This is a genomic window from Alicycliphilus sp. T452, assembly GCF_054512775.1.
Window position 1 is genome coordinate 21,104 of sequence record NZ_JBTNEH010000029.1, and the last position, 21,916, is coordinate 43,019.

20 protein-coding genes are annotated in these 21,916 nt (G+C 66.0%); 6 read left to right on the forward strand and 14 right to left on the reverse strand.

Annotated features, from left to right (window positions below):
- Positions 1-70 precede the first annotated feature (70 nt).
- The 7 genes from ccoG to ACX12L_RS19880 all read right to left on the reverse strand — a co-directional run bounded on the left by ccoG (position 71) and on the right by ACX12L_RS19880 (position 7,328).
- A complete protein-coding gene (ccoG, locus tag ACX12L_RS19850) occupies positions 71-1,513 on the reverse strand; it encodes a cytochrome c oxidase accessory protein CcoG (RefSeq protein WP_459264162.1) in 1,443 nt (480 codons plus the stop codon).
- Positions 1,514-1,596: 83 nt separating this feature from the next.
- On the reverse strand, positions 1,597-2,511 hold the full coding sequence (gene ccoP / locus ACX12L_RS19855) for a cytochrome-c oxidase, cbb3-type subunit III (protein WP_459264163.1): 915 nt from the start codon (positions 2,509-2,511) through the stop codon (positions 1,597-1,599).
- A 32-nt stretch (positions 2,512-2,543) separates the two neighbouring features.
- Positions 2,544-2,681: a cbb3-type cytochrome oxidase subunit 3 gene (locus ACX12L_RS19860; protein WP_459264164.1), complete on the reverse strand. Its 138-nt coding sequence runs from the start codon at positions 2,679-2,681 to the stop codon at positions 2,544-2,546.
- Between the two features lie 12 nt (positions 2,682-2,693).
- Positions 2,694-3,326 (reverse strand): cytochrome-c oxidase, cbb3-type subunit II, encoded by a 633-nt coding sequence (gene ccoO / locus ACX12L_RS19865; protein ID WP_459264165.1) that lies wholly within the window; start codon positions 3,324-3,326, stop codon positions 2,694-2,696.
- A 19-nt stretch (positions 3,327-3,345) separates the two neighbouring features.
- Entirely contained in the window at positions 3,346-4,785 is a 1,440-nt protein-coding gene (gene ccoN, locus ACX12L_RS19870; RefSeq protein WP_459264166.1) for a cytochrome-c oxidase, cbb3-type subunit I, read from the reverse strand.
- 66 nt (positions 4,786-4,851) lie between these two features.
- Positions 4,852-4,989, reverse strand: a complete 138-nt coding sequence (gene ccoS, locus ACX12L_RS19875) for a cbb3-type cytochrome oxidase assembly protein CcoS (RefSeq protein WP_459264167.1) — start codon at positions 4,987-4,989, stop codon at positions 4,852-4,854.
- A gap of 2 nt (positions 4,990-4,991) precedes the next feature.
- A complete protein-coding gene (locus ACX12L_RS19880; protein WP_459264168.1) occupies positions 4,992-7,328 on the reverse strand; it encodes a heavy metal translocating P-type ATPase in 2,337 nt (778 codons plus the stop codon).
- Between the two features lie 162 nt (positions 7,329-7,490).
- Here ACX12L_RS19880 and ACX12L_RS19885 point away from each other — a divergent pair, with 162 nt between their 5' ends.
- A complete protein-coding gene (locus tag ACX12L_RS19885) occupies positions 7,491-7,934 on the forward strand; it encodes a universal stress protein (protein ID WP_459264169.1) in 444 nt (147 codons plus the stop codon).
- A gap of 109 nt (positions 7,935-8,043) precedes the next feature.
- On the opposite strand, the gene ACX12L_RS19890 is transcribed toward ACX12L_RS19885, so the two are convergent.
- From ACX12L_RS19890 to ACX12L_RS19905, 4 genes are all read right to left on the reverse strand, one after another.
- Positions 8,044-9,624 carry a malonate--CoA ligase gene (locus ACX12L_RS19890; RefSeq protein ID WP_459264170.1) on the reverse strand — a complete coding sequence of 527 codons (1,581 nt, stop codon included), beginning with the start codon at positions 9,622-9,624 and terminating at the stop codon, positions 8,044-8,046.
- A 175-nt stretch (positions 9,625-9,799) separates the two neighbouring features.
- Positions 9,800-11,008 carry a CaiB/BaiF CoA transferase family protein gene (locus tag ACX12L_RS19895; RefSeq protein WP_459264171.1) on the reverse strand — a complete coding sequence of 403 codons (1,209 nt, stop codon included), beginning with the start codon at positions 11,006-11,008 and terminating at the stop codon, positions 9,800-9,802.
- Positions 11,005-11,976: a Bug family tripartite tricarboxylate transporter substrate binding protein gene (locus ACX12L_RS19900; RefSeq protein WP_459264172.1), complete on the reverse strand. Its 972-nt coding sequence runs from the start codon at positions 11,974-11,976 to the stop codon at positions 11,005-11,007. The genes ACX12L_RS19895 and ACX12L_RS19900 overlap by 4 nt, the downstream gene beginning before the upstream one ends.
- A 39-nt stretch (positions 11,977-12,015) precedes the next feature.
- Complete coding sequence (locus ACX12L_RS19905; RefSeq protein WP_459264173.1) at positions 12,016-12,765, reverse strand: enoyl-CoA hydratase/isomerase family protein; 750 nt, start codon at positions 12,763-12,765, stop codon at positions 12,016-12,018.
- A gap of 51 nt (positions 12,766-12,816) precedes the next feature.
- Between ACX12L_RS19905 and ACX12L_RS19910 the strand changes: the two genes are divergently transcribed.
- Positions 12,817-13,533: a GntR family transcriptional regulator gene (locus tag ACX12L_RS19910; RefSeq protein ID WP_459264174.1), complete on the forward strand. Its 717-nt coding sequence runs from the start codon at positions 12,817-12,819 to the stop codon at positions 13,531-13,533.
- Positions 13,534-13,558: 25 nt separating this feature from the next.
- Here ACX12L_RS19910 and ACX12L_RS19915 read toward each other — a convergent pair whose 3' ends face one another.
- Genes ACX12L_RS19915 through ACX12L_RS19925 form a run of 3 tightly spaced genes read right to left on the reverse strand, consistent with a single transcriptional unit; the run spans position 13,559 to position 16,741 of the window.
- On the reverse strand, positions 13,559-14,581 hold the full coding sequence (locus ACX12L_RS19915) for a Bug family tripartite tricarboxylate transporter substrate binding protein (RefSeq protein WP_459264175.1): 1,023 nt from the start codon (positions 14,579-14,581) through the stop codon (positions 13,559-13,561).
- 52 nt (positions 14,582-14,633) lie between these two features.
- Entirely contained in the window at positions 14,634-16,076 is a 1,443-nt protein-coding gene (locus ACX12L_RS19920; RefSeq protein ID WP_459264176.1) for a malonyl-CoA decarboxylase, read from the reverse strand.
- Positions 16,073-16,741 (reverse strand): GntR family transcriptional regulator, encoded by a 669-nt coding sequence (locus tag ACX12L_RS19925; RefSeq protein WP_459264177.1) that lies wholly within the window; start codon positions 16,739-16,741, stop codon positions 16,073-16,075. Before ACX12L_RS19925 ends, ACX12L_RS19920 begins: the two co-directional genes overlap by 4 nt.
- Positions 16,742-16,951: 210 nt before the next feature.
- On the opposite strand from ACX12L_RS19925, the gene ACX12L_RS19930 reads away from it, so the two are divergent.
- The 4 genes from ACX12L_RS19930 to ACX12L_RS19945 all read left to right on the forward strand — a co-directional run bounded on the left by ACX12L_RS19930 (position 16,952) and on the right by ACX12L_RS19945 (position 21,912).
- Complete coding sequence (locus ACX12L_RS19930) at positions 16,952-17,749, forward strand: IclR family transcriptional regulator (protein ID WP_459264178.1); 798 nt, start codon at positions 16,952-16,954, stop codon at positions 17,747-17,749.
- Positions 17,750-18,182: 433 nt separating this feature from the next.
- A complete protein-coding gene (locus ACX12L_RS19935; RefSeq protein WP_459264179.1) occupies positions 18,183-18,956 on the forward strand; it encodes an SDR family oxidoreductase in 774 nt (257 codons plus the stop codon).
- A 22-nt stretch (positions 18,957-18,978) separates the two neighbouring features.
- Complete coding sequence (locus ACX12L_RS19940; protein WP_459264180.1) at positions 18,979-20,205, forward strand: acyl-CoA dehydrogenase family protein; 1,227 nt, start codon at positions 18,979-18,981, stop codon at positions 20,203-20,205.
- Positions 20,206-20,214: 9 nt separating this feature from the next.
- Positions 20,215-21,912 carry a long-chain fatty acid--CoA ligase gene (locus ACX12L_RS19945; RefSeq protein ID WP_459264181.1) on the forward strand — a complete coding sequence of 566 codons (1,698 nt, stop codon included), beginning with the start codon at positions 20,215-20,217 and terminating at the stop codon, positions 21,910-21,912.
- The last annotated feature ends 4 nt before the right edge of the window (positions 21,913-21,916 follow it).

Consider the following 21,916-nt stretch of genomic DNA (forward strand, 5'->3'; position numbering starts at 1 on the left):
ATCTTTCGACATCGTTACGATCTCCGTGCCCTTTCGGGGCCATGCAAAAACTCGGTGCGGATCCGTGGCCTCAGCGCGGGACAAGGAATACAGATTTCTCTGCCACCTGCCCCTTGTCGCCTTGCGACTGGATATCAAAATACACCGTGTGCGAGCCCGGTGGCGCCGACCCATAGGGGATCTGCAGGCGCACGGCAACCCATCGCGACTCCGCAGGGCCGATATCGACTTCCGACTCGGAAGCCACCTCCAGCCCTTGCAGCCCGCGCGCGCTGATGACATAACGCTGGGCCCCTTCGGTGGCATTCATGATCTGCAACCGGTAAATATTCTCCAGCTTGCCCCCTGCCACGATGCGCGAGAGCGCCGCACGGTCGCGCACCACGTCCACCTTGAGAGGCGTGCGCACCACCAGGCTGGCCAGCATCCCGACGCAGAGCACAACCAGTACGCTGGTGTAAAACAGCACGCGCGGACGCAGCACGCGCTTGATCATCTGCGACTGGGTCCAATGGTTCTTCACACCGTTCTGCGTGGAGAAGCGAATCAGCCCCCGCGGATATTTCATCTTGTCCATCACGGTATCGCATGCATCCACGCACAGGCCACAGCCAATGCATTCGTATTGCAGGCCATTGCGAATGTCGATGCCCGTAGGACAGACCTGCACGCACAATGTGCAGTCGATACAGTCCCCCAACCCCTTGGCCTTGTAGTCAACGCTCTTGGTGCGCGGTCCGCGAGGCTCGCCCCGCTCCGGATCGTAGGTGACGATCAGCGTGTCCTTGTCGAACATCGCGCTTTGGAAACGTGCGTAGGGGCACATGTACTTGCAGACCTGTTCACGCAGATAGCCCGCATTGCCATAGGTCGCCAAGCCATAGAAAAGCACCCAGAAGATCTGCCAGGAGCCATGCAGCATCAGCAGTTCGCCGCCGAGTTCCCGGATCGGGACGAAATAACCGACGAACGTAAAGCCGGTCCAGAAGGCCACAGCGACCCAGATCACCTGCTTGAGCGATTTCTTCCAGATCTTCTCGAAGGTCCACGACCCATTGTCCAGACGCATGCGAGCACTGCGATCACCCTCGATCTTGTGCTCGATCCACATGAATATCTCGGTATAAACCGTCTGCGGACAGGCAAAGCCACACCACAGCCGCCCCGCGACCGCCGTAAACAGGAACAACGACAGCGCCGAAATGATGAGCAGGCCTGTCAGATAGATGAAGTCCTGCGGATACAGCACCAGGCCGAAGATGTAGAAGCGCCGTGCTCCGAGGTCAAACAGCACCATCTGGCGCTCCCCCCATTCCAGCCACGGCAAGCCATAAAAGACCAGCTGCGTCAGAAACACCATCGCCCAGCGCCAGCGCGCGAACACACCGCTGATGGATCGGGGGTAGATCTTCTTTTGGGCCTCGTAAAGCGACACCATCTCGGGCTGCTGGCTCTCCGCTGCAACAGGAGTAATGGGTATCACCTTGCGGGGCCGGTCTTCAGCAGGCTTCATGATGGGATCTCTTGGGGGAAGTACAACTTCCAGAAACAAAACGGCCGGCACCCTCCAAAAGGGAGCCGGCCGCAGAGTTGGCGTCAGCGTGAAGCGCCGGCCTTGTGGGACAAGCCCCAGATGTAAGCCGTCAGCACATTGATCTGTGCGTCGGTCAGTTTACCTGCCTGCGCCGGCATTTCATTGGTCTTGCCGTTGTTGATCATAGCCGTAATGGCGGCCTCGCCCCAACCATGCAGCCAGATGTCATCCGTCAGATTGGGTGCTCCCAGGGCCGGGTTGCCCTTGCCATCCATGCCATGGCAGGCTGCGCAAGCCGTGAACTTGGATTTGCCGAGTGAAGCCTTCAGCGAATCATGCGGGCTGCCCGACAGGCTCAGCACATACTGCGCCACATTGCGCACATCCTCGGGCGATCCAATCGCGGCAGCCATGGGCGGCATCACGCCCACGCGTCCATCGTGGATGGTCTTGCGAATGTCATCGGGCGTGCCGCCATGGAGCCAGTCGCCGTCTGCCAGGCTGGGAAAGCCCTTGCTGCCACGCGCATCCGAGCCATGGCACTGCGCGCAGTTATTCATGAACAGGCGCTCGCCGATGGCCATGGCGGCGGCATCACCTGCCATGTCTTCGGTTTTCATGCTGGCAAAACGGGCATAAAGGGGCTGCAGCTCGGTGTTCGCCTTCTCCACTTCTTGGTTGTACTCACCCAGTTGAGTCCAGCCAAGCTGGCCTTTGAACGTGCCCAGGCCAGGATACGCCGCCAAGTAACCGAAGCCGAACACGATGGTCAACACGAACAACCACATCCACCAGCGTGGCATGGGGTTGTTCATTTCGGTCAGGTCCTCGTCCCAGACATGGCCCGTGGTGTTGTCCGCCGTCGGCTCGACCTTCTTGCGGGAAGTGATCCAAAGCAGCAGGCCGCAGGCAATGATGCCGATGATGGTGATTCCGGCCACATAGATGGACCAGAAATTACTGGTGAAATCGCTCATGGGTTATCTCTTTGCTTTCAGGGAGTTCTTCATCAGTCCTCGGCGAAGGGCAGCCGCGCCGCCTCCTCGAACCGGGCCTTGTTGCGGCGCATGTACGCCCAGAACCAGATGCCCACGAAACACGCCAGCGATGCCAGCGTGGCCACGATACGCATGGTGGTGATGTCCATGGCCACTCCTTGTTATCTGAGCGCGCGGCCCAATACCTGCAGGTAGGCGACCACGGCATCCATTTCCGTCTTGCCCTTGACCTGATCGGCCGCCCCCGCGATGTCCTCATCCGTGTAGGGAACCCCCACGGTGCGCAGCGCCTTCATGCGCGGAGCGACGACGGAGGGATCGATCTGGGTCTTTTCCAGCCATGGATAGGCCGGCATGTTGGACTCCGGCACCACATCGCGCGGATTGTTCAGGTGGATGCGATGCCATTCGTCGCTGTACTTGCCCCCCACCCGATGCAGGTCAGGACCTGTACGCTTGGAGCCCCATTGGAATGGGTGGTCATAGACGAATTCACCGGCCACTGAATAGTGGCCATAGCGCAGCGTTTCCGCACGGAAGGGGCGGATCATCTGCGAGTGGCAGTTGTAGCAGCCCTCGCGCAGATAAATATCGCGCCCGACCAGTTGCACGGCGGTGTAGGGCTTGACGCCCTGCACGGCCTCCGTCGTCGATTTCTGGAAGAACAGCGGAACGATTTCCACCAGGCCGCCCACGGCCACCACCAGCAGGATCAGCACGATCATGAGGAAGTTGCTGGTTTCGACCTTCTCGTGGGTGAAGCCGGGGGATGTGTTGTTTTGACTATTGGACATGACTTGGTTTCCTAGATCCTCAAGCGTGCGCAGCCTTCACGGCCGGAATGGCCACCTTGACGGAACGACCAGAAATCGCAGTCATCCACACGTTCCACGCCATGATGACCATGCCACTGAGATACAGCAGGCCGCCAAAGAAGCGGATGGCATAGAACGGATAGGTTGCCTTGACGCTTTCCACGAAGGTGTAAGTCAGCGTGCCATCCGGATTCACGGCACGCCACATCAGGCCCTGCATCACGCCGGCGATCCACATGGCGGCGATATAGAGCACGATGCCGATCGTCGCCATCCAGAAATGCAGTTCGATGGCCTTGATGGAGTGCATCTTGTCCTTGCCGAACAAACGCGGCACGAGGTAGTACAGCGAACCCATGGTGATCAGGCCGACCCAGCCCAGGGCACCGGAGTGCACGTGGCCCACGGTCCAGTCGGTGTAGTGCGACAGGGCGTTGACGGTCTTGATCGACATCATCGGGCCCTCGAAGGTGGACATGCCGTAGAACGACAGCGACACGATCAGGAAGCGCAGGATGGGGTCGTCACGCAGCTTGTGCCAGGCGCCCGACAGGGTCATCATGCCGTTGATCATGCCGCCCCAGCTGGGAGCCAGCAGGATCAGCGAGAACACCATGCCCACGGACTGCGTCCAGTCGGGCAGCGCGGTGTAGTGCAGGTGGTGCGGGCCGGCCCACATGTAGGTGAAGATCAGCGCCCAGAAGTGCACGATGGACAGGCGGTAGCTGTATACCGGGCGGCCAGCCTGCTTGGGAATGAAATAATACATCATGCCCAGGAAGGCCGTGGTCAGGTAAAAGCCCACGGCGTTATGGCCATACCACCACTGCACCATGGCGTCCTGCACGCCGGCGTAGGCGGAATAGCTCTTCATCCAGCCCGCTGGAATGGCGGCGCTGTTGACGATGTGCAGCAGGGCAATGGCCAGGATGAAAGCACCGAAGAACCAGTTCGCCACATAGATGTGCTTGACCTTGCGCGTACCCACCGTGCCGAAGAACACGATGGCGTAGCTGACCCACGTGATGGCGATGAGGATGTCGATGGGCCACTCCAGCTCGGCGTATTCCTTGCCCGAGGTGTAGCCCATCGGCAGGCTGATGGCGGCAGCCACGATGACGGCCTGCCAGGCCCAGAAGGTGAAGCCGGCCAGCTTGGGCATGAACAGCCGGGTCTGGCAGGTGCGCTGCACCACGTAGTAGCTGGTGGCGAACAAGCCACAGCCACCAAAGGCGAAGATCACCGCATTGGTGTGCAGCGGGCGCAAGCGCCCGTAACTCAGCCATGGAATGCCGAAGTTCAGTTCGGGCCAGGTCAGCTGTGCTGCAATGAACACGCCGACCAGCATGCCCACCACCCCCCAGACCACGGACATGATCGTGAATTGGCGCACGACGGTATCGTCGTAGTGCGCAACTTTTGTTTGTGATGACTCCATCGGTTACACCTCGTTGATATGCAGAAAAAGTTTCAACCGGACTCGCATTATGGTTATTGACGATTGTCAATCATTCCTCAAAATGCGCTCCCCCTCTTGATCGACGTTTTCAAACTGTCCCCGATAGACCGCCCACCACAGGCCGGCCAATACGAACAGTACGAGTACGACAGACAGCGGAATCAGCAGATACAGAATGTCCATGGTCAGGCCACCTCTACAGGCATGGGCGCGGAATGTGCCGATCGTGGAGTGGCAGCAACATCGCCGCCAGGAATGCGCGCCAGGCGCGCCGCATTCATCACCACCAGCAGCGAGCTGAGTGCCATGCCCAGCCCTGCCAGCCAGGCCGGCATGTAACCCGCGATGGCCAACGGAACGCAAACGGCGTTGTACCCGGCAGCCCACCACAGGTTCTGGCGCACGATGTGCAAAGTGCGCCTCGCCAGCAGCAGGGTCTGGGTCACCAGGGCGAGATTGTCGCCTAAAACAACAATGTCAGAACGGGATTGCGCCAGCGGCACGGCCTTGCCGAATGCGAACGAGGCATGCGCGCCCGCCAGCACCGGGCCGTCGTTCAGCCCGTCACCCACCATGGCCACGCGGTGGCCGCCGGACTGGAGGGCCTGCAGGCGCTGCAGCTTGTCCTGGGGCGTGCAGTCGCCATGCGCCACGTCGATGCCCGCACGGGCGGCCACGCCCTGCACCGCCGCGCTGCGGTCGCCCGAGAGCAGCTGCACATCGATGCCGGCGGAGCGAAGCTGCCGTACCACGGCGGCAGCCTCGGGGCGCAGCGCCTCGCTCAAGGCGAAGCGCGCCAGTTCGACGACCTGCCCCGCGCGCTCGGCCGACAGCACCACCTGCTGCCCTTCCATCTGCGCCACGCGCGCATGGACGGCCGACCCCAGGCGCAAGGTCACCTCCTGCGTCCCCGCCTGCCAGGCCCGGGCCTGCAGGCCTGCACCCGGCAGTTCGTGGACCTCGTCCAGGGTCCAGGGCAGGCTCGGCGCCTCCGTTTCCGCCGCCGCGGCGACCAGGGCACGCGAAACGGGGTGCAATGAATGCTGGGCCAGCATGGCCGCCAGTCCCAGGGCCTGCTCCGGAGCCAACCCGGCACCCGGCGCCACCTGCGTGCCGGACACCGTCAGGCGGTCATGCGTGAGTGTTCCGGTCTTGTCGAACACCACCGTATCCACGGTGGCCAGCGCCTCCAGCGCCTGCAGGTTGCGCACCAGCACGCCGCTGCGCGCCAGCGTGCCCGCGGTGGTGAGCATGGCCACCGGCGTGGCCAGCGACAGCGCGCAGGGGCAGGTGACCACGAGGACCGCGACGGCCACCATCAATGCGTGGCCGGGGTCGGTGGGCCACCACCAGACAGCCGCCAGCAGCGCCGCCAGCAGCACCCCCACCAGGAAGGGACGCGCCACCCGGTCGGCCAACTGTGCCAGGCGCGGCTTTTGCAGCGAAGCCGCTTCCATCAGCGCCACGATCTGGCCGAAGCGCGTCTGCGCGCCCAGGGCGTCGACCTCGACCTCCACCGCGGAGCGCAGGTTGTGGCTACCCGCCGTGACCGTGCTGCCCGGCGACTTGCCCACAGGCGTGGATTCGCCCGTCAGCAGGGCCTCGTCGGCCTGCGTTCTGCCGGCCAGGATGCGCCCATCGGCCGGGAAGGCCTCGCCGGGCAGCACCCGCACCACGTCGCCCACCTGCAGCCGCCGCGTGGCCACGCGCACGAAACCGCCCTCCGCGGTGCGGCGCTCGACGCTGTCGGGCAGCCGGTTCATCACGGCCTCGAGCGCGCCGGCCGTGCGGTCGCGCAGGCGCAGCTCCAGCCAGCGGCCGGTGAGCAGAAAGAAAACGAACATGGTGAGCGAGTCGTAATACACCTCGCGCCCGAACGGCCCCGCGGGATCGAAGGTGCCGGCCATGCTCACCACGAAGGTGATCAGCATGCCCAGCGCCACGGGCAGGTCCATGCTCACGCGGCGCTGGCGGATGTCGCGCAGCGCGCTGGAGAAGAACGGCCCGCAGGCAAACAGCACCACGGGCAGGCTGATGACCCACGAGGCCCAGCGCAGCAACTGCTCCATCTCGGCAGTCAGGTCGCCGGGCATGGCCTGGTAGGCGGGCCATGCGTACATCATGACCTGCATCATGCAAAAGCCCGCCACCAGCCAGCGCCACAGCGCGCGACGGCTCTCGCGCTGGCGCTGCTCGCGCGCGAAGGCGTCCATGGCGGGCATGGCGCGGTAGCCGGCCTTGCGCACCGCTTCCATCCATTGCGAGGGCAGGACCCGCCCCGGGCTCCACACCACACGTGCGCGGCGCGTGGCGGCGCTCACGTCGGCCTCGGCCACGCCGGGCACCTGGCGCAGAGCGTCCTCGATGGTCAGGGCGCAGGCCGCGCAGTGCATGCCTTCGAGCACGACATGGGACTCCCACCGCCCACCCGCCGGCAATTCCCCTTCGGCCGCGGCGCCGCACGGCCTGCCGAAGGCAGACCACTCCTGCGGGTCATCCAGCAGCGCCGTCGCATCGGACATGGCCACGCCTGAAGCAGCCGCCCATGGACCGGCAGAATCATTTGACATAAGTCCAAGATTACCTATTCCGCGTAATGGATTCATTGACATGTATCAAGATCAAACCCTTGCGCTATCCTATGCTTCCTACCAATCCAAACCAGCCATGAGGAGCAAAACCCTATGTACAAGCGCATCCTGATCGCCACCGACGGCTCCCCCTTGTCGGAAACAGCCGTCGAAACCGGCCTCTCACTGGCAGGGCTGACGGGCGCATCGGTGATTGCGCTCAAGGTGGTACCGCGCTATCCACGCAGCTATTTCGACGGCGGCCTGCCCGTGGACGCCGCCGAAGTCAAGCGCATCGAGAAGCAGTGGAGCGACGCAGCCCAGGAGCTGGTGAACAAGGTCAAGGTGCGCGGCTCGGACGAAGGCGTGAGCGTCAAGGCCGTGGTGGCCAAGTCCGACCTGGTCGCCGAGGCCGTGATCGCTGCCGCCAAGAAGCACAACTGCGACCTGATCGTCATGGCCTCGCATGGCCGCAAGGGCCTCAAGCGCCTGCTGCTGGGCAGCGAGACGCAGCACGTGCTGACGCACTCGCACATTCCGGTGCTGGTGCTGCGTTAAGCATCCAATTGGCCTACAGCGCTTGCTGGGCAAGCGTTGGCAGCTATTCTTTCAAAAGCACAAAGGCGACCACGGTCGCCTTTGTGCTTTGATGAAGGAGGCACGCGCCTCAGGCGAACAGGCCCTTGTGCTGCTCGCGCAGCAGGTTCTTCTGCACCTTGCCCATGGTGTTGCGCGGCAGCTCGGTGGCGACGAAGCAGCGCTTGGGGATCTTGAAGTTGGCGAGCTGGCTCTTGAGCTGCGCGACGATCGCCTCGCCGTCCAGCATCACGCCGGGCTTGGGGATCACCACGGCCACGCCCACCTCGCCGAAGTCGGGATGCGGCACGCCCACCAGGGCGCTCTCGGCCACGCCGGGCATCTCGTTGATGTAGCCTTCGATCTCGGCCGGATAGACGTTGTAGCCGCCGCTGATGATCAGGTCCTTGCTGCGGCCCACGATGCTCACGTAGCCGCGCTCGTCCACCTTGCCCACGTCGCCGGTCTTGAACCAGCCGTCGGCGCTGAATTCCTCCCTGGTCTTCTCGGGCATGCGCCAGTAGCCCTTGAACACGTTCGGGCCCTTGACCTGGATGTTGCCGATCTCGCCCACGGGCACTTCCTTGCCGGCATCCTGAACCACGCGCAGGCCCACGCCGGGCAGCGCAAAGCCCACGGTTCCGCCGCGCCGCTCGCTCTGCCCGCCGTGGCGCGCGTCGGCCGTGCAGGGGTTGGAGGTGAGCATGATGGTCTCGCTCATGCCGTAGCGCTCCAGGATGGTGTGGCCCGTGCGGTCCTGCCATTCCTTGAAGGTCTCGATGAGCAGCGGCGCCGAGCCCGAGATGAACAGGCGCATGCGGCTCGCGGCGGCCTTCGTGAGCGCCGGCTCGGCCAGCATGCGCACGTAGAGCGTGGGCACGCCCATGAACACGGTGGCGCGCTGCATGGCAGCGATCGCGGCCCTGGGGTCGAACTTCGCCATCCAGATCATCTTGCTGCCATTGATCAGCGCGCCGTGGATCGCGACGAACAGCCCATGCACATGGAAGATGGGCAGCGCGTGGATGAGCACGTCGCCACGACCTTCAGGCCCTCCGGTAGCCGTCCAGCCCCAGTAGTCCTTGAGCACCCGGGCGTTGGAGAGCAGGTTGCCGTGCGTGAGCATCGCGCCCTTGCTGCGGCCGGTGGTGCCGCTGGTGTAGAGGATGGCGGCGAGGTCGTCGGCCTTGCGGACGGCGGGCACATGCTCGTCGCCGAAGTGCGCGGCGCGCTCGAGCAGCGTGCCCGTGCGGTCGTCGCCCAGCGTGAACACGTGCTGCGTGCCCGCGGTGAAGGCGATCTTCGACACCCAGCCGAAGTTGCCCGGAGTGCACACCACCACTGCCGGCTCGGCGTTGCCGACGAAGTATTCGATCTCGGCGCTCTGGTAGGCCGTGTTGAGCGGCAGGAACACGTAGCCCGCGCGCAGCGTGGCCAGGTACAGCAGCATGGCCTCGACCGATTTCTCCACCTGCACGGCGATGCGGCTGCCCTCGGGCAGCCCGAGCGAGGCCAGCAGGTTGGCGATACGGGCACTGGCGCGGTCCAGGTCGCGCCAGGTGTAGAGCAGCGGCTCGCCGCTGGCCGAGGCAGCCTCTACGGCGGTCTGGTCCAGGTCTGACGGGAAGGCGGAGCGCAGCGCATAGAAGAGGTTTTGCGGTGAAGAGCTCATGGTCTGGTAATCATCAAAAGAGAACGTTGGTGCAGGAATACGCTGACGCCCGGCCCTCGCCGTGCATTCCCCCGGCAGTTTGGACATCGAGGTCATGCTGCATTAGAGAAATCGCTACTAAATCAATAGCTTATTGCGCACTATGGCTGGTCAATGGATGCATATTCTATGTACTCTATATACGCTCATCCGGGGGACATGCCACCGGAGCCGGCTGCAACGCCAGTTCCTGCAGTATGCGCACCCGGTCAGCATCCAGCGCCGGCGGTTCGCGGCGCACCAGGGCATCGGCTTGCCCTGCGCGCAGCGGATTGCCGGCAACGCCCAACGGCTGACCATCCGGCGCACGCACCTGCGCGAGCATGCCTCGCGCCTGCACTTGCGGATGCTCGACGATGTCGGCCACGGAGTTGTACTCCCCCCCCGGGATTCCGCTGTCCGCCAGCAGGCGAAGCCAGTGCGCCCGCTCGCGCGTGCGAAGCCGAGCCTCCAGCGCCTCCTTGAGCGCCGCCTCATGCGTGCAGCGCAAGGCGTTGGTCTTGAAGCGCTCATCCTCCGCCAATGCGACCAAGTCGAGCACCTCGCACAGCCGCTTGAACATCGGGTCATTGCCCACGGCGATCACGAACCATCCGTCCCGCGCCGCGAACACATCGAACGGCGCCATTGATGGATGCCGCGATCCGATAGGGCCCGGCACGCTGCCGAGCGCGCCGTAGCGGGCGATGGCGTTCTCGAGCAGCGCCACCTGGCAGTCCAGCATGGACACGTCCACGCGCTCCCCATAGCCAGTGCGGACGCGGCGCATCAAGGCCGCCTGTGTGCCGATCACAGCGTAGAGCCCTGCGCCCAGGTCACCGATGGACACCCCCACACGGCAGGGCCCCGCTCCCGGATAGCCTGTCACACTCATCATCCCACTCATCGCCTGCACAACCATGTCGTATGCAGGGAAGCCTCTGTACGGGCCAGTCTGCCCGAACCCCGATACCGAGGTCATCACCAGCCGCGGATAACGCGCATGCAGTTCCGGCCAACCGTACCCGAGCTTTTCCATGGTGCCGGGCCGGTAGTTTTCCACCAGTACGTCAGCACACTCCAGAAGACGCTCGAAAATCTCGCGGTCCTCGGGTTTCTTGAGATCGAGAGCGATGGATTCTTTGTTTCGGTTGACTGACATGAAGTAGGCAGAGGAGCCCCCCACGAATGGACCGATGGCACGAGCGTCGTCGCCCACGCCGGGCTGCTCGACCTTTATCACGCGAGCCCCCAGATCGCCCAGCAGTTGCGTGCAGGCAGGTCCCGCCAGAACCCGTGTCAGATCGACGACCGTGATGTCCTGCAACGCAAGTTCACCGTGTGTGGCATGCAGGGCGTTGCTCATTGCAGACCGGCCCCCGAACGCAGCGTCAGATCCCGCGACTCCTTGCCCTCCTGAACGGCCCAAGCCTGGAACTCATCCAGCGATGCCGACGGCGCCCCCAGGTTCCCCTGCTTGGCCAGGCGCTCCTTCACATCGGGGTCCTTCAGTGCCCCTACGCTGGCATCGAACAGTCTTTTCTGCACCTCGGCGGGCAGCCCCGCAGGACCGAAGAGTCCGAACCAGAACGTGTACTCGTACCCATCCACACCCGACTCCTTCATGCCAGGCAGATCGGGAAACAACGGCGACCGCTGCGCCGTGGTCGCAGCAAGAATGCGCAGCTTGCCGGCCTGCGCCAGGGGTAGCACCGAGGGCGGCGTGCCGAACGTCATGTCCACCTCGCCCGCACCCACCGCCTGGATCGAAGGCGCCCCTCCCTTGAACGGCACGTGTAGCATCTTGATGCCGCCGTTGGCCTGTGCGAACGACAACGCAGCCAGGTGCGTTACGACCCCCGCACCGGAGGAGGAGTAGCTCAGCCTGTCGGGCTGGCTGCGCGCCAACGCCACCAACTCCTTGACGGACTGCGCCGGCAGATCCTTCTTCACGGCAAGCAGCATCGGCGCCGAACTCCAACGCGAAATCGGGGTAAAGCTCTTGGCGCCATCGTACTTGGCGCTCTTGTACAGCAGTTGGTCCGAGCCGTAGAGATTCGCACTGCCCAGCAGCAGCGTGTAGCCGTCGGCCGGCGCGCGGGCGACCAGTTCCGAAGCCAGCGTCGTTCCCGCACCCGGCCGGTTGTCCACAACCACGGGCTGACCAAGGATCTTTCCGACCTTGTCGGACACGATACGCGCCACCGCGTCCGCACCTCCGCCCGGGGGAAAACCCACCACCAGGGTAATGGGGCGCGAGGGATAGGGCTGCGCCAATGCACTGCCTCCCGCCAAGGCGAGGAGCAACAGAGGAGCGGCGATACGCTTGAGCATGGTTTTGTCTCCTTGGGGTTTATCGATCTGGAAGGCTTGTCAGCGGCCCTTGAACACCGGCTTGCGCTTTTCGCGCCATGCGGCCCCGCCCTCCAGCAGGTCCTCCGAATGAACGCTGCGCATCACCTCCTGCGCGATGGCCTCGGGGTCGTGCATGCTGCGGGCGATCAGGTTCAGGTGCTTCTTCATGCCGAACAGTGGCAGCGGAGCCATGGCACACAGTGTGTCGGTGAGTCCCTGCACCGTCGTCTGCAGCGCCTCGGGCTCCACCAGATGGGTCAGGAAGCCGCACGCCTTCATCTCCCTTGCGTCGAGGCGCTCGCAGGTAAGGAAAAGGCGCTTGGCCGTATCGAGCCCGAGCCGTGTGACATAGCGCTCCAGCCCCCCCTGATAGAAGTGCAGGCCCAGGCGCGCGGCGGGCATGAACATTTCCGCTGCCATACTGCCCACCCGAAAGTCGCACGCTAGCGCCAGATCGGTCGCCCCACCATACACACCACCGTGTATCGCGGCCACGGTCACGGCGCGGCACTGCTCAACTGCATCCACCATCTCGCCAAATCCACTACCTTTTGTCTGGCTGTTTTTTACTTCTGATATATCATAACCGCTGCAAAAATACTTACCCTCGCTGCGCAGCAAAACCACCCGAATGCCATCCCGATGGTTAACACTTTCTATATGGGAAATCAGCACAGGTAGATCCTCTGGAGCCAACCGGTTGGCAACCCCTGGGCGCTGGAGCGTGATCACGGCAAGGTGTCCTTGCCAGTCTATTTTGGGCTTCATGTGTATTAGTACTTGTTTGAGATATATCTAAATTAAAGGGTGTATCCAGAAATGCATCAACTAGAGAAAACCCCAAGCCCGGCCAGCCTTCAGGACCGGATCCGGCTTGCACTTGAGGAGGACTTTCGGTCGGGGCTTCTGATGCCCGGTATGGCCATCAACGAGCCTGCCCTGTGCGAGCGCTTCGACGCTTCGCGGACGCCCGTGCGCGAAGCGCTACTGCTGCTTGCCGCCCGTGGGCTCGTGGAAATCGTCCCGCGCTCGGGGATCTACGTGCGCCAACTGCAGGCACGGGAGCTTGTCGCCATGATGGAGGGACTGGCCGAACTCGAAGGCGTGCTGGCCAGGCTGGCCGCCACACGCATCAATGCCGAGCTGAGCGCCCGGCTCATGGCTGCACTGGAAAAAACCGCCGCGTGCGCCCACGCCGAAGACTCCGAAGGCTACGTACAAGCCAACGCTGAACTGCACAACACCATCTACGAGGCCAGCAGCAATGCGTTCATCGTCGAACAGACACGCATGGTGCGGCTACGCATTGCGCCCTACCGCGGCCGGATGTTCGAGAGGCCTGGGCGGCTGGCCCGCTCACAGATGGAGCACGAGGCCGTGGTCGAGGCTATCCGGACGGGCAACGGGGAAGCTGCGGCCGAGGCGATGCGGATACACATCTCCGCAGGGGGCAGCGCGTTCGCCGACATGGTGCTGAGTCCCCCCGCTTCTGCGCCAGCGTACTCGCGCGCACGCAAACGCTCCGCCGCGAGGTGAGCTCGCACGCGTCGGTCGGAGGGCACTATTCGATCTTGGCGCCCGACGCCTTGACCACCTGCGCCCAGCGCTTGACCTCGCTGCTGATCATCTTGCCGAAGTCCTGCGGGCTCAGGGTGCCGAACTCGGCGCCGTTGCCGGCCCAGATGGCCTTGATCTCGTCGGATGCACCGAGCTTGCGGATCTCCTCGACGATGCGCGCCTGCACGTCGGGCGGCGTGCCCTTGGGCGTCCACAGGCCGTACCAGGTGCTGACGTTGTAGTCGGGCAGGCCGACCTCGGCGGCGCAGGGCACGTCGGGGAAGGCCGGGTTGCGCTTGGAGCCCGCGACCATGAGCGCCTTGATGCGCCCGCCCTTGATGTGCCCGGCCGAGGAGCCCAGGCCGTCGAACATCATGTCCACGTTGCCGCCGATCAGGTCCTGCAGCGCCGGGCCCGCGCCGCGGTAGGGGATGTGGGTGATGAAGGTGCCGGTCTGGATCTTGAACAGCTCGCCCGCCAGGTGGTGCGAGCTGCCCGACCCGGCCGATCCGTAGTTGAACTTGCCGGGGCTGCTCTTGACCATGGCCAGGAGTTCCTGGAGGGTGTTGGCCTTCACGTTGCGCGGGTTGACCACCACCACCTGCGGCACGCTGGCGAGCAGGGCCAGGGGGATGAAGTCCTTCTCGATGTCGTAGTCGAGCCTGGGGTAGACCGAGGGCGCGATGACGTGGTGTGCGCCGCCCATGAACAACGTGTAGCCGTCGGGGTGCGCCTTGGCCGCGATGCTCGCGCCCACGGTGCCGCCCGCGCCGCCGCGGTTATCGATCACCAGGGTCTTGCCCGTGCTCTTGGAGAACTGCGCGGCCAGTGGGCGCGCGAAGGCGTCGGTGCCGCCGCCCGCGGGGAAGGGCACGACCAGGTTCACGGGCTTGGAGGGCCAGGTGTTGGCCCCCTGCGCCCAGGCGCCGCCCGTGGCGGCAGCCAGGCCCGCCGCGCCCGCGGCGCGCAGCATGTCGCGCCGCCGCGGCATGTCCGTGAAGCGCTGGGTGTCGTCTCTCTCTTGCATTGCCGTGTCTCCTTGCTGGTTGGTTCGTTATGACAGGGGGAATGTAAGCGCTTCAGTCGCCGCACAGGCTTTCGATGTCGCCCGACACGGGCACCCGGCCCTCTTCGAGCAGCGCACGGTGCTTGTCGATGCGCTTGAGGTCGTACAGGTAGTTGACCATCATGCCGAAGGACTGCTTCATGCCCTTGGCCGAGGGGTCTGCCGCCCAGTTGAGCCGCTCCACGCGCGCGCCGTTGCCCAGGTGGAAGCGCGCCACGGCGTCCAGGGGCTTGCCGTCCTGCAGCTCGCGGCCCAGGTAGCGCGCCGCGCATTGCAGCAGCAGCTGGCGCACGGGCGACTTCGGGGGCAGTTCCAGCGCCTTGTCGGCCGCGGCCAGCACATGGGCGATCTGCGGCGGCTCGAAACCCACGGCGCGGCCCAGCTCGGCCCGCTGCTTCTCGTCGAGCCGCTCCAGCTGCGCCGCGCCCTGCTTGGCCAGCCAGGAGCGGAAGCCCGGAATGGGCGACAGCGTGGCGAAGGTGCGCAGGCGCGGGAACTCCTCGGTCAGCGTTTCCGCGACATGCTTGATGAGCGAGTCGCCGAAGCTCACGCCGCGCAGCCCCGGCTGGGTGCTGCTGATCGAGTAGAAGATGGCCGTGGTCGCGCGCTGGATGTCGGCGGCCTCGGCCGACTCGTCCAGCAGCGGCGTGATGCTTTCGGAGATCTCGCCCACGAGCGCCACCTCCACGAAGATCAGCGGCTCGCCCGGCAGGCGGGGGTGGAAGAAGCCGTAGCAGCGCCGGTCGCTGTCCAGGCGGTTCTTCAGGTCGGCCCAGCTGCGGATGTCGTGCACCGCCTCGTACTTGATGAGCTTCTCGATCAGCGAGGCGGGCGAGTCCCACGACAGGCGCCTGAGCTCCAGGAAGGCCACGTCGAACCAGGTGGCGAAAAGCTGCTCCAGCTCCGCCTCCAGCGGCAGCAGCCGCTTGTCGCTCTTGAGCAGCGGCAGCAGCTCCGCGCGCAGGTCCACCAGGAAGCGCATGCCCTCGGGAAACACGGCGAAGCGCTGCAGCAGCCGCGTGCGCGGCGACACCAGCGCGCGGCGCAGGTGGGCCTCGGCCTGGGGCGCGTCGGCCGTGCCGGCGGCGGCCTCGTAGCGCTGCTGGGCGGACTTGAAGCGCGTGGCGTCGGGCGCGAACTGCTCGCACATCAGCAGCCACATGTCGCGCCGCTCCTCAGGCTCGGCCCCGGCGTACCACGCGGCCACGGCCTGGGCGCGGCGGCCGCCCTCGATCTCGCTCACGCGCGGGGCCACCACGTCCTGCAGGTCGGCCAGCAGGCGGCGCAGCGCGCGCGGCGACAGGGTCTCGTCGCCACGGCGCAGCGTGGCCAGCAGGCGCTCGTGCGTGCCGCGCGCCAGGGCGGGCTTGCGCGCCGGGCTGGCGCCCTCCTTGTCCTTGCCTGCGGAGCGCAGGCGGTCCACGTTGCGCGAGATCCAGGTCGATGTGGCGTTCATGGTGCGATCCGGGAAGGGTGGTTGCGTGCCAGCTCGCGCAGCGCATCGCGCTGCGCGAGCAGATGGTGGCGCATGGCCTGCTCTGCGGCCCCGGCGTCATGCTGCTTGAGGGCGGCGAACACGGCCAGGTGCTCGGCCAGGCTTTGCTGCAGGCGGCCCGGCACGTGCAGCGTCTGGTGCCGCGCCAGGCGCAGGATCTTGCGCAGGTCGCCGATCACCTGGGCCAGCCAGCGGTTGTCGGCCAGGGTGATGAAGGCCTCGTGGATGGCATGGTTGGCCTCGTAGTACGCGGTGATGCGGCCCACCGCCGCGCTGTCGCGCAGGCGCTGGTGCAGCGCCTCCAGCGCCGCGATATCGGCAGGGCCGGCGCGCTCGGTGGCCTCGTAGGCGGCGCGGCCCTCCAGCAAGGCGATCACGGGGAAGATCTGGTCGACGTCGCGCGCCGTGACCTCGGCCACGAAGCAGCCGCGGCGCGGCTCATGGCGCAGCAACCCTTCAGCCACCAGCACCTTGAGCGCCTCGCGCAGCGGCGTGCGCGAGACGGCCAGCTGCTCGCACAGCGCAGCCTCGTCCACAAAGCTGCCCGACGCCAGATCGCCGGCAAATATCTGCTGGCGCAGCTTCTCGGCGGCCTGGTGGTGCAGGGAATCGGCAACGCAGCGCATGCGGACGAATGGCTAGCCGCCCGTCAACGGCGGGCAGAACAAGGTACGAGGTTCATGATTACGCATAATTTTCCATAATTATGGAAACGGCGAGCCACGGCGGCGATGGGGACTATCACCTATGCGGCGCCAGCCCGGCGCTTCGCCGCCGGTGGCACCCATGGCCCTCCCCATGGCTGGCGGGCCGTCCCGGCACTCGATAATCCGCGCATGCCAACGCCGCGCCCCACCTCCCCGCCCCCGAAGCAAGACCGCCACTTCGTCACGGCACTGGCGCGGGGCCTGGAGGTGCTGGCGTGCTTTCGCTCGGCCGACAAGTTGCTGGGCAACCAGGAGATCGCCCAGCGTTGCAGGCTGCCCAAATCGACCGTATCGCGCCTGACGCACACGCTGACCCGGCTGGGCTACCTGATCCATGTGGGGGATGTCGGCAAGTACCGCCTGGGCATGGCCACCCTGTCGCTGGGCAGCGCCATGCTGGTGCGGCTGGACGTGCGCCAGGTGGCCCGTCCGCTGATGCAGGAGCTGGCCGACTTCGCCAAGGCCGAGGTCTCGCTGGGCACGCGCGACCGCCTGTCCATGATCTACGTGGAGAACTGCCGCAGCTCGGCGCTGCTGACGCTGAGCCTGGATGTGGGCTCGCGCATTGCGCTGGCCACCTCCGCCATGGGCCGTGCCTGGCTGGCCACCGTGCCCGAGGACGAGCGCCGCGCCGCGCTGGAGCAACTGCGCGAGCGCGTCCCAGCGGCCTGGACCGACGAGGTGCGGGCTGGCGTGGACAAGGCCGTGCAGGAGCACCGCAGCCTGGGCGTGACCTGCTCGTTCGGCGAATGGCAAAGAAACGTGAACGCCATTGCGCGCGCCTTCCAGCCCGGCGGCGGGTTGCCGCCCATGGTGATCAACTGCGGCGGGCCCTCGTTCAACCTGCCGCCGGAGTACCTGCTGTCCGAGGTGCGGCCGCGCCTGATCGAGCTGACCGGGCGCATTGAGACGGCGCTGTACCGTTGAACCGTCCCACCCGGAAAGCAGCGGCAAAACTACCGAATTAATAGCTGTCTGCGCTTTACTGGCAAGCGCTGAAGGCATATTTTCCTTCAAATCCAGCCCCACCCAGGAAGCGGTGGCGCCGTTACCAGAGCCTCGGCCTGCGGCACCTCGAAGAGCTGGAAGTCTAAGTCGCGGCGGTTGATGGGCAGGGATGCAGGCCTGGCTCTCCCGCTGTTCTGCAAAGCAGAACCTGGTGGCAGGCCCTCCGCTGCGGAAAGCAGGGGCGGCGGGCAAGGCTCGCCCGCTCGCCGCGAGCCTGTGGGCGCCGCAGCCGGCGGGCAACGCCCGCGAGTTTCGCAGGCGACAGACAGCACGGCGGCCGGCCGGTTAGCATGGCTGCGTCCAAGTTCTGCAGTGCGGAACTTTTGCATGCCAAGACACCAAGGAGGCTCCCATGGGCGTGAAACAGCTTTTCGACCTGAGCGGGCAGGTCGCCCTCATCACCGGCGGCTCGCGCGGCCTGGGCCTGCAGATGGCCGAGGCCCTGGGCGAGATGGGCGCGCGGCTCGCCATCACCGCGCGCAAGGCCGACGAGCTGGCGCAGGCCAGGGCGCACCTCGAAGGCCTGGGCTACGAGGTCGAGACGGTGGTCAATGACCTGTCGAAGTTCGACCAGATCCCGGCCATGGTGGACCAAGTGCTCGCGCGCTGGGGCACCATCGACATCCTGGTCAACAACGCCGGCGCCACCTGGGGCGAGAAGGCCGAGGACTACCCCGACGCCGCCTGGAACAAGGTGATGGACCTGAACGTGAACGCGCCCTTCTTCCTCTCGCGCGAGGTGGGCAAGCGCGTGATGATCCCCAGGGGCCGGGGCAACATCATCGTCACCGCCTCGGTGGCCGCCATCAAGGGCACGCCGCCCGGCATGAACACCATCGCCTACAACACCTCCAAGGCCGCGGCGCTGCACTTCGCGCGCACGCTGGCGTCCGAGTGGGGCCACTACGGCATCCGCGTCAACGCCATCTGCCCGGGCTTCTTCCCGAGCAAGCTGGCCAACGGCCTGATCGACAAGCTCGGCCCCGCCATGGTGGAGCGCACGCCGCTTCGCCGCATCGGCGGCGACGAGGACCTCAAGGGCGCCGTGGTGTTCCTCGCCTCCGAGGCCTCGCGCCACATCACCGGCCAGGGGCTGGTGATCGACGGCGGCGCGAGCCTCATCTGATCCACCCAACAGGACCACACCCATGGACTTCTCCTACTCCCCCAAGGTCGTCGACCTGCAAAAGCGCCTCACGGCCTTCATGGACGAGCACGTCTACCCCGCCGAGAGCGCGTACCACCACGAGGTGGACGCCAACCGCAAGGCCGGCAACGCCTGGCAGCCCACGAAGGTCATGGAGGAGCTCAAGGCCAAGGCCCGCGCGGCCGGCCTGTGGAACCTGTTCCTGCCCGAGTCGAAGTACGGCGCGGGCCTGACCAACCTGGAATACGCGCCGCTGTGCGAGATCATGGGCCGCTCGCACATCGCGCCCGAGGCCTTCAACTGCTCGGCGCCCGACACCGGCAACATGGAAACCCTGGTGCGCTACGCCACCGAGGAGCAGCAGCGCCAGTGGCTGCTGCCGCTGCTGGAGGGCCGCATCCGCTCGGCCTTCGCGATGACGGAGCCTGCCGTGGCCTCGTCGGACGCGACCAACATCGAGGCGCGCGTCGAGCGCGTGGGCGACGAGTACGTGATCAACGGCCGCAAGTGGTGGACCTCGGGCGCGCCCGACCCGCGCTGCGAGATCCTGATCTTCATGGGCAAGACCGACCCCGACCACCCGAGCCGCCACCGCCAGCAGTCCATGATCCTCGTGCCCATGAAGACGCCGGGCGTGACCCTGGAGCGCGCGCTGCCCGTCTTCGGCTACGACCACGCACCCCACGGCCACGGCGAGGTGAGTTTCGACAACGTGCGCGTGCCCGTGTCCAACGTGCTGCTGGGCGAGGGCCGCGGCTTCGAGATCGCCCAGGGGCGCCTGGGCCCCGGGCGCATCCACCACTGCATGCGCCTGATCGGCGTGGCCGAGCGCGCGCTGGAGCTCATGTGCAAACGCGCCCTGAGCCGCGTGGCCTTCCACCGCCCCGTGGCCGACCAGGGCGTGACGCGCGAGCGCATCGCCAACGCGCGCATCCTGATCGACCAGGCGCGCTTCCTCGTGCTCAACGCGGCCTACATGATGGACACCGTGGGCAACAAGGTCGCGCAGAAGGAGATCGCCATGATCAAGGTGGCCGCACCCGGCATGGCCTGCCAGGTGATCGACTGGGCCATGCAGGTGCACGGCGGCGCCGGCGTGTGCGACGACTTCCCGCTCGCCGCCGCCTACGCCCAGGCCCGCACGCTGCGCTTCGCGGACGGCCCCGACGAGGTGCACCGCAACCAGATCGGCAAGATGGAGCTGGCACGCTACATGACCGCACGCTGAACGCCGCCCATGTCCGACCGCCACTTCGCCCACTGGCCGCGCATGCTGCCGCGCCACCTCACGGTGCCCGCCACGCACCTGTACCGCAACATCGAAGTCTCCGCCATGCGCTACCCGGACAAGGCGGCGCTGGTGTTCTACGACTCGGCCGTCTCCTACGCGCGCCTGCAGGACGAGACCGAGCGCCTGGCCGCCTACCTGCAGCAGGCGTGCGGCGTGCGCAAGGGCGACCGCGTGCTGCTGTACCTGCAGAACAGCCCGCAGTTCGTGATCGGCTACTACGCCATCCTGCGCGCCGACGCGGTGGTGGTGCCGGTGAATCCCATGAACCTCGCCGAGGAGCTGCGCCACTACGTGGCCGATGCAAACGCGCGCGCCATCCTCGCGCCGCAGGATCTGTTCGCCCAGGTGCGCCCGCTGCTGCGCCAGGGCCTGGCGGCCGCCTCCGCCGACCCGCAGGCCCCGGGCCTGCGCCATGCCGTGGTGGCCACCTATGGCGACTACCTTGCGGGCCCCACGGATCTGACCGTGCCGGCCTTCGTGAGCGCACCACGCGAGCCATTGGACGAACCCGGCGCCGTAGCCTGGGCCGACGCGCTGGCCGCGGGCCTGCGCCCCGCGCCCCTGGAGGCCGGCCCCGACGATCTGGCCGTGATGCCCTACACCTCGGGCACCACGGGCCACCCCAAGGGCTGCATGCACACGCACCGCAGCGTGATGTACAACACCGTGACCGGCACCCAATGGCTGGGCACGCCGCCGGACTCCGTCTCGCTGTCGGTGCTGCCGCTGTTCCATGTGACGGGCATGCAAGGCGGCATGAACAGCGCCCTGTACTCGGGTGCGACCATCGTGCTGCTGCCGCGCTGGGATCGCGATGCAGCCGCCCAGCTCATCGAGCGCTACCGCGTCACGGGCACGCAGATGATCGTCACCATGGTGGTGGATCTGCTGTCCAACCCGCGCCTTGCCGAATACGACCTGTCCAGCATCCGGCGCCTGAGCGGCGGCGGCGCCGCCATGCCCGAGGCCGTGGCCACCAGGCTCAAAGAGCTGTGCAAGCTGGACTACATCGAGGGCTATGGCATGTCAGAGACCATGGCCGCCACACATATCAATCCGCCCGACCGGCCCATGAAGCAGTGCCTGGGCATCCCCATCTTCGACGTGGACGCGCGCGTGGTCGATCCCGCCACCTTCGCCGAACTCCCCCCCGGCGAGGTGGGCGAGATCATCGTGCACGGCCCGCAGCTCATGCAGGGCTACTGGGGCCAGCCCGAAGCCACCGCGCAGGCCTTCATCACCCTGGAAGGCAAGCGCTTCCTGCGCACCGGCGACCTTGCGCGCACCGACGAGGATGGCTACTTCTACATGGTGGATCGGCTCAAGCGCATGATCAACGCCTCGGGCTACAAGGTCTGGCCCGCCGAGGTGGAGGCGCTGATGTACGCCCACCCCGCCATCCAGGAGGTCTGCGTGATCGCCGCGCGCGACGCGCGCCGGGGCGAGACCGTGAAGGCCGTGGTGGTGCTGCGCGAGGCCTTCAAGGGCAAGGTCAGCGAATCGGAGATCGTGGACTGGGCCCACGGCCACATGGCGGCCTACAAGAGCCCGCGCATCGTGCAGTTCGTGGACGCCCTGCCCAAGTCGGGCACCGGAAAGGTGCAGTGGCGCAGCCTGCAAGACCAGGAAGCGCTGGTCCGCTGACCCT